Annotated in this window: 11 protein-coding genes and 2 pseudogenes; 5 read left to right on the top strand and 8 right to left on the bottom strand. The window is 63.5% G+C overall.

Going from position 1 to position 13,367, the window contains the following annotated elements:
• Positions 1–135: 135 nt before the first annotated feature.
• The 6 genes and pseudogenes from ACFLEY_RS09445 to ACFLEY_RS09420 form a co-directional block, all read right to left on the bottom strand.
• Complete coding sequence (locus ACFLEY_RS09445; RefSeq protein ID WP_082755436.1) at positions 136–906, bottom strand: amino acid ABC transporter ATP-binding protein; 771 nt, start codon at positions 904–906, stop codon at positions 136–138.
• Positions 907–922: 16 nt separating this feature from the next.
• Complete coding sequence (locus tag ACFLEY_RS09440; RefSeq protein WP_060908757.1) at positions 923–1,768, bottom strand: transporter substrate-binding domain-containing protein; 846 nt, start codon at positions 1,766–1,768, stop codon at positions 923–925.
• Between the two features lie 41 nt (positions 1,769–1,809).
• Positions 1,810–2,451, bottom strand: a complete 642-nt coding sequence (locus ACFLEY_RS09435) for an amino acid ABC transporter permease (protein WP_060908758.1) — start codon at positions 2,449–2,451, stop codon at positions 1,810–1,812.
• A gap of 6 nt (positions 2,452–2,457) precedes the next feature.
• Positions 2,458–3,125 (bottom strand): annotated as a pseudogene (locus ACFLEY_RS09430) (amino acid ABC transporter permease).
• A gap of 101 nt (positions 3,126–3,226) precedes the next feature.
• The gene (locus tag ACFLEY_RS09425) at positions 3,227–4,327 is read right to left on the bottom strand and encodes a Gfo/Idh/MocA family protein (protein ID WP_060908759.1); all 1,101 of its coding nucleotides are present in this window, start codon (positions 4,325–4,327) and stop codon (positions 3,227–3,229) included.
• A gap of 1 nt (position 4,328) precedes the next feature.
• Positions 4,329–5,189, bottom strand: coding sequence for a sugar phosphate isomerase/epimerase (locus tag ACFLEY_RS09420; protein WP_060908760.1), 861 nt, complete (start codon positions 5,187–5,189; stop codon positions 4,329–4,331).
• Between the two features lie 123 nt (positions 5,190–5,312).
• Between ACFLEY_RS09420 and ACFLEY_RS09415 the strand changes: the two genes are divergently transcribed.
• Together ACFLEY_RS09415 and ACFLEY_RS09410 are read left to right on the top strand one after the other, a co-directional pair.
• Positions 5,313–5,981: a TetR/AcrR family transcriptional regulator gene (locus tag ACFLEY_RS09415; protein ID WP_060908761.1), complete on the top strand. Its 669-nt coding sequence runs from the start codon at positions 5,313–5,315 to the stop codon at positions 5,979–5,981.
• Positions 5,982–6,169: 188 nt separating this feature from the next.
• Positions 6,170–7,957, top strand: a complete 1,788-nt coding sequence (locus ACFLEY_RS09410) for a peptide ABC transporter substrate-binding protein (RefSeq protein ID WP_060908762.1) — start codon at positions 6,170–6,172, stop codon at positions 7,955–7,957.
• A gap of 120 nt (positions 7,958–8,077) precedes the next feature.
• On the opposite strand, the gene ACFLEY_RS09405 is transcribed toward ACFLEY_RS09410, so the two are convergent.
• Positions 8,078–8,968, bottom strand: coding sequence for a sigma-70 family RNA polymerase sigma factor (locus ACFLEY_RS09405; RefSeq protein WP_060908763.1), 891 nt, complete (start codon positions 8,966–8,968; stop codon positions 8,078–8,080).
• A gap of 20 nt (positions 8,969–8,988) precedes the next feature.
• A complete protein-coding gene (locus ACFLEY_RS09400) occupies positions 8,989–9,297 on the bottom strand; it encodes a hypothetical protein (protein WP_060908764.1) in 309 nt (102 codons plus the stop codon).
• A gap of 182 nt (positions 9,298–9,479) precedes the next feature.
• On the opposite strand from ACFLEY_RS09400, the pseudogene ACFLEY_RS09395 reads away from it, so the two are divergent.
• From ACFLEY_RS09395 to ACFLEY_RS09385, 3 genes and pseudogenes are all read left to right on the top strand, one after another.
• Positions 9,480–10,256, top strand: a pseudogene (locus tag ACFLEY_RS09395) (MFS transporter); the annotation flags it as partial.
• 61 nt (positions 10,257–10,317) lie between these two features.
• Positions 10,318–10,887 carry an MFS transporter gene (locus ACFLEY_RS09390; protein ID WP_249163402.1) on the top strand — a complete coding sequence of 190 codons (570 nt, stop codon included), beginning with the start codon at positions 10,318–10,320 and terminating at the stop codon, positions 10,885–10,887.
• An 822-nt stretch (positions 10,888–11,709) separates the two neighbouring features.
• Complete coding sequence (locus tag ACFLEY_RS09385) at positions 11,710–12,216, top strand: GIY-YIG nuclease family protein (RefSeq protein WP_171901123.1); 507 nt, start codon at positions 11,710–11,712, stop codon at positions 12,214–12,216.
• Positions 12,217–13,367: the final 1,151 nt, after the last annotated feature.

The raw sequence follows: 13,367 nt of genomic DNA, 5'->3' as shown, positions 1-13,367 counted from the left end.
GCGGGGCCATGTTCGGGGGACACAGCCGGTCACCCGGGAACGCGCGTCTCCACGATCGGCGATCGCGACATAGCGACGGCAGTTCGCGTCGAGCGCCTGGGCGGCGTGCAGGCGACCATCGGACCCATCCCCGACTCAATGCGCCACCAGGATCTCTCCCAGAAACTTCCTGGTGCGATCGTGCTTCGGATTCCTGAAGAAGCTTTGCGGCTCGGCCTCCTCCACGATCCTGCCATCGGCCATGAAGATCACGCGATCGGCGACCTGCCGCGCAAACCCCATTTCATGGGTGACGCAGATCATGGTCATACCATCCGTCGCGAGCCCGATCATGGTGTCGAGGACCTCCTTGACCATTTCGGGGTCGAGCGCGGAGGTCGGCTCGTCGAACAGCATCACCTTCGGCTCCATGCAGAGCGCGCGCGCGATCGCGACGCGCTGTTGCTGGCCGCCCGACAACTGAGCCGGATATTTCTCGGCCTGGTTCCCTATTCTGACCCGATCGAGCAGACGGCGCGCGGTCTCTTCGGCTTTCGCCCGCGGCACACCCCGGGAGCGCATCGGCGCCAGCATGCAGTTCTCCAGCACGGTCATGTGCGGAAACAGGTTGAATTGCTGGAACACCATCCCGACCTCACGACGCACGGCATCGACCGAGCCGGCAGCGTCGTTCAGCCGCGTGCCGGCGACGACGACTTCGCCGCGCTGGTAAGCTTCCAGCGCATTGATGCAGCGGATGAGGGTGGACTTGCCCGAACCGGACGGCCCGCACAGAACGATTTTCTCGCCCGGGCTGACCGTCAGGCTGATATCGGTCAGGACCTGGCAGGTGCCGTACCATTTGCAGACGTCGCGCATGGCGATCATCGGCTCTGGAGCAGTTTCCATCGCGGCTACACCCGGCATGGCGCTCTCTCCCTGCCTAGCTGACGTTGAAGGGAATACCGGGAATGGCGTCGGGGAAAGCCGGCAGCGGATTATTCATCCACTTCTGATAGATCTTCGCCAGCTCGCCATTGGCCCTGATCTTCTCAATGAAGTCGTTGGCGAAGGCGTTGATCTCCTTCTCTCCGAGCCGGGTGCAGGCGCCGTTGTAGAGTTTCGTGAATTCGAGCTTGTTCTCGTAATAGCCGGGCTTCGATTCATCGAGGCGCGGAACGTAGAAGATGTTGCCACCGACCGCCTGGACCTGACCGGACAGCAGGGCCTGCATGGTCGGCGCGTCGCCGTCGAAGCGGCGAATGGTCGTGCCCGACGGCGCGGCCCTGGTCACGTCGCTGTCCTGCACGCTGCCGCGCGCGACGCCGATGACGTATTTGCCCATGTCGGCCGGAGATTTGATCTCGAACTCCTTCGGCGCGATGAAGGTGATGATGTTCGCGCCATAGGGTTTTGAGAACTGCACGGCCTTGGCCCGCTCCGGCAGCATGGCCATGGTCGCGAACAGGATATCGACACGACCGGAGGTCAGGGCCGGGATACGATTGGCGACCGCCAATTGCGTGAACTCGGCGGGCACACCGAGCTCCTTGGCGAACAGCGCCGAAATCTCCGCATCGTATCCATCCTGCTTTCCCGTCGCATCGACAAATCCCCAGGGCGGATTATCGCCCTGGATGCCGATCAGAACCTTGCCCCTCGCCTTGATCTCCGACGGCGTCACCGCATAAGCGGCGCGCGTCAGCACGAATGGCGAGGCGATCGTCGCGGCTGCGAGCGCCAGCAGACGACGCCGGTTGAGTCCTGTGGTCCTTGCGTTGGTCATCATTCCCTCCTCTGTCCTCGTCCTGTTGTCTGTTGTTGCCCTCGTCATCGCGCGGCGACGGCCATCCGGCGTTCGAGCCGCGCGCCAACGAGCGACAGCGGCCAGCAGATGGCGAAATAGAGGACACACACCAAGCCGAGGACGAGCAGCGGCTTGAAGTTCTGGTTGGACACGATGGTCCCTGCCCGCATCAATTCGGTGAAGCCGATGATCGCTGCGAGCGACGTTCCCTTGATCAGCTGGACCAGAAATCCGATCGTCGCCGGCAGCGAAATGCGGATCGCCTGCGGCAGGACGACATCCTGCATCCGCGAGCCGTAGTTGAGGCTCAGCGCCTTGGCGGCCTCGACCTGGCCTTTCGGAACGGCCTCGATCGCGCCGCGCCAGATTTCGCCGAGGAACGCGCCGGAATGCAGCGTGAAGCCGATGGAGACCGAAACCCAGGCATCGAGCTTGAGGCCCGCCAGCGCCAGCCCGTAATAGACCACGAACAATTGCATCAGAAGCGGCGTGCCCTGGAACAAGGCGATGTAGCCGGCCGCGACGCGCTCCAGCGCGCGGTGGCCCGACGTGCGCGCCAGCGCCACGCCGAGGCCGGCGATCGAGCCGACCACGAAGCCGATCGCGGACAACGCAAGTGTCCATTTGAGGCCACCGAGCAGAAACAGGAACTGATTCCGGTCCATCGCCCCTCACTTCACGGGATAGCTGAAGTAACGCGCGTTGATCAGCGCGAACATCTGCATCAGCATCCACGACATGGCGAAATAGAGCAGCGTGACGACGCCATAGACCTCGAAACTGCGGAAGGTATTGGTCTCGATCGTCTGCCCGACCGAGGTCAGTTCATAGGCCGAGATCGCAGACGCGATGCTGGTCGTCAGCGTCAGCATGACGAACTGGCTGGTCAGCGACGGATAGATCGCGCGCAGCGCCGGCTTCAGCACGATCAGGCGGAACACCTGCGCCCGGCTCAGGCTGAGCGCGAGACCGGCTTCCACCTGCCCCTTGTTGATCGACTGCACGCCACCGCGGATGATCTCGATCGCATAGGCCCCGCCGTTGACACCGAGCGCGATGATCGCGGTTAGTGTCGGATCGAGGCGAACGCCGACCAGCGGCAGCGCGAAGAAGATGAATAGATCTGCCCGAGGAACGGCGTGTTGCGGATCGCCTCGACAAAGGCGATGACCAGCCAGCGCAGCGCCAAGACGCGGGATTCGCGCAGCACGACGCCGCCGATCCCGATTGCAAGCGCCAGCACCATGCCGGACAGCGCAAGCTCCAGCGTGCCGGCACAGCCCCACAGCAGGTCCGGAAGTCCGTCCAGCACGGGGCTAAAGTCGAACGTGTAGTTCACCTCGTTTCCTCCCTCCGGGCGACCGTCTTGCCGGCGTCGTTGAGATCGCGCCGCGGCTCTGCCCATCCTGGTCCGCCGAGCGGCGGCGAATGTGTTTGCGCTCAGGAAGCCCTTTGTTGGTCTGGCGTTGCCGGTACGACCGGACTTGCGAGCGTTTCGTAGCGATGGCGCAGGTCGACGCGTCGTCCACCGACGGCCGCCTCGGCGACCGCCAGGGTCGCGATCAGGCTTCGCGCGCCGTCCTCGACCGGCTGAAATGACCGCGCGTTGCCGCGAATGATGTCGCGGAAATGGTCGAGCTGGGCGACGTAGGGGTCAACCGAGGAGGCATGGATGCGCTGGGCCTGGATCGGCTTGTTCCAGTCCTGCGCGCCGCCGGCTTGCGACCATTGCACGAGCGCCGGAAATTCGATCGACCCGGCTCGGCCGAGGAAGCGATAACTGCTCTCGCCGCTGAACGGGAATTCGGGGGCCTCGCCGAGCCCCTGCTCGGAGGTCCAGGGCGAGACGGCGCTGTCGCTGATGAAAAACGTGCCGAGCGCGCCGCTGTCGAATTCGATCAGCGCCGCGGCGGTATCCTCGACCGCAAAGCTGCGCTGGCGGTTCGACGCAATCGCTTCCACGGCGACGATCTCGCCCACGGTAAAGCGCAGGAAGTCGATCTCGTGGATGAGGTTGATCAGGATCGGTCCGCCGCCAGCCTGCGAGCGCCATGGCGCGATCTCGAAATAGGCCGCTGGCTTGTGGGTGGCCCAGATCGCCGACACCCCGACGACATCGCCGATGCGCTTGTCTCCCAAAGTCGCCTTCAGCGTCCTGACCTGCTGATGGTGGCGGCGGTGATGCCCGACCAGCGACTGGATGCCGGCCTTGCGCACCTCGGCAATCAGGCTTGCCGCGGTCTCCACCGTGTCCGTGACCGGCTTCTCGATCAGGATGTGAATCCCGCGCCTGGCGCATGCGATGCCCTGCTCGGCATGAAGCTGGTTGGGTGAGGCGATGATCACGGCCTCCGGCCGCGCCTCGTCGAGCAGTTTCCGGTAGTCGGCGAAGACAGGGGTCCCGGGATAATCGGCTGCGATCCGATCGGAGTTCACGTCCGCGATGCCGACGAGGTCATAGTCCCCGCGCCCGGCCAGCTTGGCGAGGTGCTTCCGCCCGATCAGTCCCGCGCCGATGACGCCTATGGTGATGTTCTTCATCTCACGTCGTCCGTATCTGGATTGGGCCGCCGGCTTCGCGGCGATGGTCTGGCCGCGACGCTCCCCGTACCCGATGCTCGAGCAGGCGCCTGGTGGCGTTGAGCGCGGTGGCGAGCCGGGGCCGCACCGCCAAGGCCGGCAACGGCATCTCGACGCTGAGGCTCGCGTCCACCGGAAGCGCTTCGAGGAGCTCGCCGAGCGGCAAGGCGCCTTCGCCCGGCGGCAACCGGCCTTCGCGCGCTTCAGCGATGATGGCGGCATCGCTCGCAGGCATATCCGCGACGACGTCGCAGATCTGCGCGGCGCGCAAATAGTGCGCGGGAATCGATATCAAGTCGCCCGGCTTGCCGCCGGAACGATGGAGATGCAGCGCATCGACGAGAATGGTGCCGTTGGCCTTGCCCGCGCCACGCACGATCGCCGCGGCCTGCGGCAGCGAGCCAATCGCGCGCCAGCGCATGAACTCCAGATCGACACGCAGGCCGAATTGCTGCGCGAGGTCGCAGAGATCGGCGAAATGCGCGGTGAGACGGACCGGATCGTCGTCATCCCCCGATGCCGTGACCGCCACAGCGCCGAGATCGGCTGCGGCTTCGAACAGGCCCGCGAGCGCCGGAATGTCGATGCGAGGCGTGAGCTGAACGAACTCGATCTCGTTCAGTCGCACTCCCTCGCCGGCGAGAGACCGTTTGAGCTCGCGGTGCGCGTCCGTTCCCATCCGCGTCGGATAGGCAGGTCCGCCGGCAGTCGCAGGGATCGCGCGCAGGCCGATGAAGCTGAAGCCGGCACGCGCGGCCTCGGCCACAAGCGCGACAGGCGCAAGGTCCAGTGCCGTCAGATGAGCAAGGCCGAGATCCGTCATAGCTAATTAATCCATAGGTTAATTACAATTAACCCACGGGATAATTGGTGTCAAGGACCGCCGATTGCGCTATGGAGGGAGGGGCAAGCAGGCCTGGCCGGATGCAGAGGACCGAACCGCCGGATGAGACCCAAGGAAAAGCCCGTCGCGGAGGACGCGAAGCAGCCGCCGGTGCGGCGGCGCGACCGGGAGCGCACCAAGCGCGAGATCCTGGAGATCGCGTTCGCGGAATTCGCCGAGAACGGCCTCGCCGGCGGCAATACCGATGCCATCGCCGCGCGCGCCAACATCACCAAGCGGCTGATTTTCTACTACTTCAAATCCAAGGAAGAGCTGTTCACGGCCGTGCTCGAGATGGCCTACGCCAAGATGCGCGTCGCCGAGCAGGATCTTCACCTCGAAGCGCTCGCGCCGGAGGCCGCGATTCGCAGGCTGGCCGAGTTCACCTTCGATTTCGACCAGGCCAACCCGGAATATGTCCGGCTGGTCACGATCGAGAACATCCATCGCGGACGGCACATCCGGGGCAGCAAGAAGCTCAAGGAGATGACGCGGCCGATCGTCAGCCAGATCGCCGCGGTGCTGGACCGGGGCGTTCGCGCCGGCGCGATCAGACCCGGCATCGATCCGGTCGAACTGCACATGTCGCTGAACGCGCTCTGCTTCTTCTCGGTCGCGAACCGGCATACGTTCGAGGCGCAATTCGCAACCGACATGTCCTCGCAGAAGGCGAAGGCACAGCGCCGGCTCGAAGTCGCCGACCTGCTCTGGCGCTATGTGCGGAGCGACTAGAGAGGCGAATTGACGATGCCCCGCCCGGCTGGGCTCGATGCATCGTCGCGACGGCACGACCGCGCCATACACACCTTCGCCATTTCGCCGCAGGGGTTCCCCGCCTTGTCGGCATTGCCGCCTTGCCCGCGATGCAACATGATGGGTCGCCGGTGACGACTTTTCTGCGCGAAGGTGGAGCTCATCCGATGAACGAGAACGAAATCCGCAAGGCCATCGCGGAGGTGAAGGACGGCACGCTGTCGCGGCGCTCGTTCATCCGGACAATGGCCGCGGTCGGGATCGCGGCGCCCGCTGCAAGCCAGATCCTGCTCTGGAACGACGTGGCGATGGCGGATGCCACCTTGCCATACAAGCCGACCAAGGCCGGCGGCGGCGGTCCGCTGAAGATCCTGATCTGGCAGGCCCCCACCTTGCTCAATCCGCATTTCGCGCTCGGCACCAAGGACCAGGTCGCCTCGCGCATCTTCTTCGAGCCGCTCGCCGGCTGGGACAGGGAGGGCAACCTCATCCCCTGCCTCGCTGCGGAGGTTCCGACCAAGGCAAACGGCGGCCTCTCGCCGGATGGCACCAGCGTGACCTGGAAGCTGAAGCAGGGCGTCAGGTGGCATGACGGCAAGCCCTTCACCGCCGACGACGTCGTCTTCACCTGGCAATACGCCGCGGATCTGGCGACGGCGGCATACACCACGGGCTCCTACCAGAACATCAAGGTCGAGAAGATCGACGACCACACCGTCAAGGTGATCTTCAAGGCTCCGCCCCCGTTCTGGGCCGACCCCTTTGTCGGCGCGGTCGGCCAGATTCTGCCGAAGCATCATTTCGGCGACTATGCCGGCGCCAAGTCGCGCGACGCGCCGGGCAATCTAAAGCCGGTCGGCACCGGCCCGTACAAATTCGTCGAGTTCAAGCCGGGCGATTTGATCCTGGCCGAGCGCAACCCCGATTATCACGTCAAGAACCAGCCATACTTCGACACGCTCGAGGTCAAGGGCGGCGGCGATGCGGTCTCCGCCGCGCGCGCCGTACTGCAGACCGGCGAATACGACTATGCCTGGAACCTGCTGGTGGAGGACGAAGTCCTCAAGCGCATGGAGGCCAGCGGCAAAGGCAAGGTGGAGTTCACGCTCTCCGGCGGCGTCGAGTTCATCGTCCTCAACACGACGGACCCGTGGACCGAGGTCGACGGCGAGCGTTCGAACGCCAAGACCAAGCACCCAACGCTGTCCGATCCGGCCGTTCGCCGGGCGTTCAACCTGCTGGTCGATCGCGAGGCAATCCAGAAATTCATCTACGGCCGCGCCGCCGTCGCGACGGCGAGCTTCGTCAACCAGCCCAGCCAGTTCAAGTCGAGCAGACTGAAATACGAGTTCAACGTCGACAAGGCGAACAAGATCCTCGACGAGGCCGGCTGGAAGATGGGCGCTGACGGCATTCGCGAAAAGGACGGCAAGAAGCTCAAATACGTCTTCCAGACCTCGATCAACGCCCCGCGGCAGAAGACGCAGGCCATCATCAAGCAGGCCTGCCAGAAGGCCGGGATCGACATCGAGATCAAGTCGGTCACGGCATCGGTGTTCTTCTCGTCCGATGTCGGCAACCCCGACACCTATTCGAAGCTCTATTGCGACATGGAGATGTACAACACGACGCAGCCGCAGCCCGATCCCGAGCGCTTCCTGAACCAGTGCGTCTCCTGGGAGATTTCGTCCAAGGAGAACAAATGGCTCGGCCGCAACGTCTCGCGCTGGTCCGATCCCGAGGCCGACAAGGCCTACAAGGCCGCGCAAAGCGAGCTCGATCCGGTCAAGCGCGCCGCGCTGCTGATCAAGGTCAACGAGATCTTCTGCGAAGCCAACGTCCTCGTGCCGCTGCTGTCGCGCAACATCGTCGGCGGCGCCGTCAACAGCCTCATGACCGACATCTCGGGCTGGGACGTCACGACGTGGAATCTGGGGAGTTGGTATCGGAGTTGAGGGGAGAAGCTGGCTTCACGCGCGCGCTGTCTCAACCGCATCATTGCCCTCCGGACGAGGGTGAATGCGACTTTCTTTCCGTTCAAGTACGGCGAAGGGTCGCTGCGTACGCTCATCCGCTCACCCTCTATCCACCACGCACTCGGCGGCATCGATAACGTACGCCGCGTGGCGAAAATCCCTGATGGTGGCGAGCTTGTCGGCGGACCAGTTCAGCAGCATGAAATATTTCGGCCGCCCGTTCGGCTCATTCGGATCGAACACCAGGATCGCGGGACGTCCGTCGACCTGCCCCGTCACCAGGTGCCAGTCGCTGACCTTCGAATAATTGCCGAAATAGCGCGACACCTCGGCCTTGCCTTTCAACCTGGTGCGGTTGACGAGCTCGAGCCTGACGTCATCGGCGATCATTTCGCGGATGGCGTCGAAGTCGCGGGCGTTGAAATGGCCGACATAGGCGTTGAGCCGCGTGCGGTCGGCGTCCGACAGGTTCGCCTGTGGCACGTCGTCGGGCTGCCCGGCGAACTCACGCAGCTGCGTGCGCCCGCGATGCAGCGCGGCCTTCACCGCCGGCAGGCTGAAATCCATGATGTCGCAGACCTCGGCCAGCGAGCAGCCGAGCACGTCCATCAGGATCACGCTGGAGCGCTGCGCCACCGGCAGCCGCATGAAGGTGCGCAGGCTGGTGGCAGCGATCTGGCGGCTTTCCAAATCATCGAGCTGGTCGGCAATCATCTCCACCTCCTCAGCCGAATGCAGCGCCTCCTGCCGGTTGCGGCGGCGCAGGAAATCCAGCGCGGTGTTGTGCGCGATGCGAAACAGCCAGCCCTCCGGATTGACGGCGGGCGTGACCGTTTGCAGCGCTTCCATCGCCTTGATCAGCGCATCCTGCAGCACGTCCTCACCGTCGATGACCGAGCCGACCATGCGTGCGCAGTAGCGATGCAGCTTCGGCCGCATCCCCGCCAGCAGGGACTCGATATCGATGGTGGCCAGGGGGTCTGGCGCCATTGTTCCTCCGCCTCGCCTGCTCAGGACTCGTCCAGCATACGATAGTTGCCGACGATCCTCACGTCACGAACCAGCGGCGGCTCCGCGCAGCGGTCGCGGATGCCGTCCTGGAACGCCTGAAACGCCCTGAGCTTCGGGATCGGGCTCGAGCCGTCCTCGGCCGCGGCCTCGACAAAATGGATGAAGGTGTCGTCCTCCAGCCGCAGCGTCAGATAGCGCACGCCCTCTGGGCTCTCCGCCTTCAATTCCGCAAACACCGCCGCAACCAGCTCGGCGTTCCGGTCGGCCAGTTCCGGCTTGGTCTTGTACCTGATCAACGTCCTTCTCATCGCGCGCTCCTTTTTTCATGTCGCGACCTGGCTCGCGGCCGCCTCACCCCTAGGACGTTTGCCGGCAGCCGAAGGATGCGGCCCGGGAAAGATTATTTTTGGGCGCATCCTTTGCCCCTCCGGCCTCGTCTAGCCCGCAGAACGCGCCGCGATAGGGTGGCGCGACACACGGAGAGAGGGCGATGCAGACCCCGACCAATCGCGTCGAGCAGAACTGGGTGCTTGGCGTCACCGCGCTGGCATCCTTCATGATGGCGCTGGACGCCATGATCATTACGACGGCATTCGCGGCCATCCGCGCCGAATTCGGCAGCCCGGTCGAGACGCTGCAATGGACCGTCAACGCCTTCAACCTGACCTTCGCCGTGCTGCTCTTGACGGGCGCCGCACTCGGCGACCGCTTCGAGCGCCGCCGCATGTTCGCGGCCGGGATCGCCCTGTTCGTCGTTGCATCGGCGGCCTGCGCGCTGGCAGGCAGCGCCACTGCGCTGATCGCCGCCCGCGCGTTGCAAGGCGCCGGCGCCGCGCTGGTGATGCCGCTCGCAATGGCGATCCTGAGCGGCACGTTCGGCCGCGAGGAGCGCGCCCGCGCGCTCGGCATTTTCAGCAGCATCACCGGATGCGCGCTGATCATAGGCCCCGCCATCGGCGGCTTCATCACCGAGCATCTCGGCTGGCGCTGGGTGTTCTGGATCAACCTGCCGATCGGCCTGATCGCGATCGCCCTGGTGCTGGCACGGTTGCGCGAAAGCTTCGGACCGGCCGCCGCATTGGACATCCCCGGACTGTCGCTCGTGGCGCTTGCGGCGCTCGCACTGGTCTGGAGCCTGTTGCGCGGCAACGCTGTGGGGTGGGCGAGCGCCGAGGTCATGGGCGCGCTGATGTCGGGCCTGGTGTTCGCGGCCCGCGTCGTGCTCTGGGAATTGCGCACGGCCGCGCCGATGGTGCCGATGCGGCTGTTTGCATCGCGTGCCCTCGCCTCGGGCATGTCGGCAAGCGTCCTGTTCTACGCCACGATGTATGGCGTGGTGTTCCTGCTGCCCGCAGTTCCTGCAGACCACGCTGGGCTTCGATGCCTTCGGCGCCGGACTTCGCCTGCTGCCCTGGACAGCGACGCTGTTCGTCACCGCGCCGATCGCCGGGGCGGTCGTCAACAGGTTCGGCGAGCGGCCGCTGGTGGTGACGGGATTGCTGATGCAGGCGATCGGCCTTGGCTGGATCGCCGAGATCGTGAATCCCGCGGTTCCCTACTCCGCCCTGGTCGCGCCGCTGGTGCTGGCCGGCGTTGGCGTCTCGATGGCGATGCCGGCGGCGCAGAACGCCATCCTGAGCTCGGTCACGGTGGCCGAGATGGGCAAGGCGTCCGGCGTCTTCAACATGGGCCGCTTCCTCGGCGGCATGTTCGGCATCGCTGCGCTGGTGGCGACCTTCTCGGCCAACGGCGGGGCCTACTCGGCCGCGCATTTCGAGAGCGGATTTGCTGCGGCGATGAGCCTCGCCGCAACGCTGTCGTTGGCCGGCGCGATTGCGGGGCTTTTCCTGCCGGCACGGCGACGCATCGCCGGCGCAGCCGCGCCGCAGGATGCGTGACCTGTCGAACAGCGGACACGCCTCTCCGTTCTCGCGGCGCAATTCGCCCGAGCTTTGCTTCGTCGCTCTGCCCTCTCAAAGCCAAGAGGGCGCAGGGAAGGCCGGGTGCCCGACGGCACCCGCGGTCCGCTGCGCGAGGTGTAGCGCAAAAGAACCGCACAGCAGCATACAGGTGTAGCCAATCACTCGGCCTTCCCTGCGCAGTGGTTGGACGGCTTATGCCGTGCTCTCCCGGGAGCCGAGTTCCTGCTGGCCTCCCTCGTCCTTGCGAAATTCACCGGCGCCGCGCCGGTTGACGCGACTGCCGCATCCACAAGAGCTTGACCGTAGCAACGACGGCCAGGACCACACGGTTTTGCCGTACGCACGGTTCGCCATTTCGCCGCAGTCTTTCCAGCCCTGTCGACGGAGCCGGAAACTTACAGACGAGACGAACCTGACAGCGTCGCTCATCCGGCGCGACGTTTTGGGCTCACGGAGAGCAATCCGCCCTGCCCTAACATCTCGCGCCCGACGCTGCCGCGTCCACCGCAAGCCCGGCTCGCGAAACGTGACGACACAAGATCGCCCCTCAAGGATGAGCCGGGATGGGCGACACATACGACAAATCCGAATTTCGGTAAAGTGGAATATTTTCGCGGGGAGGGGTTGACGGGGTGGCGACACAGGGCGGATTTTGACCGACGCGTCCTGAAGCGGGCAATCCTTTATGCTTTTCCCGTCGAAGGCGCTCGCGCCAACGGACGCCACAAAGCAGGGCCGGCTCAGACCATTTGTCTATTTCCCTTCTCCGCGTCATCTCGATAAACGTGTCGCCTGGGTATGAGGGGCGTTCGTATGCCGCATGGCTTCGTCTATATTCTCGTTTCGCCGAACAGTGATCACATAAAAATCGGCCGTACTGAGCGGCCCATCAGCGAACGCTTGCGCGGAATAAATGGGGGTGAAGCGTACGCAGCTCACGGACCGTGGGAGCTATCAGACTTCGTTCATGTCACGGACAGCACGGTCGTCGAGAGCGCAACGCACCGCCATTTTATTGACCGAAAGGTCAATGTAGAGGGTACGAATGAGTTGTTCAGCGTCGCTCCTCACGAGGCGAGGAAGGAATTGCGCCGGATATGTCGATATCGCAGAGAAGTCGTTCAGGATGCTTGCGTTCATTACCGGGCGCTGGCCCGACGAGATTCTCCAACCCAGCGCAGCGAACAGATAAGCAAAAATCTTGTGTGCCGGCTGCTGCTGATTTCCCGGCCATTCCAGAAAATTCAGCACCTCCTTAAACGCGTCTTTCGCAGGCACACCATTACGCTCAAACAGTGCGGATAATCGTGCATAGCGGCCGATCAATCCGAAACGGATATCCAAAACACTGGTGGGGTCGTCGGACACAATCGCCGCCTGCGTTTTACTTATTTGCACGCTCAGAGATTCCCGCATCGCTGAGCCGTAGCTCGATAACTCGTTTTGCAAAATGTCATTGAAAGTCGGCCTCTTCTTGACCCAAACATCAGCCAACTGCTTGAGGCTCGCTTCGGCAACCGCCTTGTCCTGTCGCAATCCAGGCGCGAAGACTGAATAATCTGAGTTCACACTGATATGGTAGATGGGCAGCCAAACATTGCGAGTTCCAAAAATGATCTCGTCAACACTTGTGCCGAGGGACGGCGGCGGCTCGCCCTTTAAATAGGCTTTCGCAAATTCCCATTCTTGCTGTGTGGCGATTGCATCCGTCCTCTCGAACGAGGTTTCCCCACTGAACATTTCATGTGCAAGGCGCAACTCGGCCGGAGAATGCCAAACAATCGTCTCATCCGAATGGAGATTCGAGGCCGGAAATATTACCTGCTGTCTCAGGTAGGCACGATTGGCGAGCGCGTAGCAATCCTGCCAAAATTGTTCGCGAGGCGCACCCGGTTTCCGCGTCTTCGTTTTGGTCTTGTAGAGTTCGCTTACCGCAAATTGATCAAGATAAACGACGCGCTTATCGACGTCAGGAAGTACCTCGTCATGTGAGTACGCGCATGCTTTACAGCGTTTGACAACGCGGGTGCCCCCGACAGACAGAGTGCCGAACGATTCGCCTTCGCAGCGGGGGCATATCCGAAAGGGAGCAACTTCGAACATTCTGCCATCTAAGAGCAATCCAGTCTCTAGACAACCTAAGGCCGATGGCACCGGCAGCCACAAGCGTTCTCGCCACGCAGCTTCGCATGTTGAAGAATGAGCGGATCGCAACGCTCGAGTGATTTGTACGGAACAATTGGTAGCGGGAGAGGGACACGCTACCACATCCCCCACGACAGCAATTCCATCGAAAAAACAATGTCTTGCCTGAGTCTTGGAGTTCGAGCCAGGGGCGATTCATCTCGCCGGGATGTATCGCCCCTGGCCGGGCTCCTCAGAAAGGCAACGACATGGCCCGCCCGGCCTATCTCCACCGCCGTCCGGACGGCCGGTACTGCATTCAGATTAGACTG

This window comes from Bradyrhizobium sp. YCK136, from assembly GCF_044570075.1.
In the GTDB taxonomy this organism is placed as follows: Bacteria; Pseudomonadota; Alphaproteobacteria; order Rhizobiales; family Xanthobacteraceae; genus Bradyrhizobium; species Bradyrhizobium diazoefficiens.
This window is presented reverse-complemented; position numbering and strand designations above follow the sequence as displayed.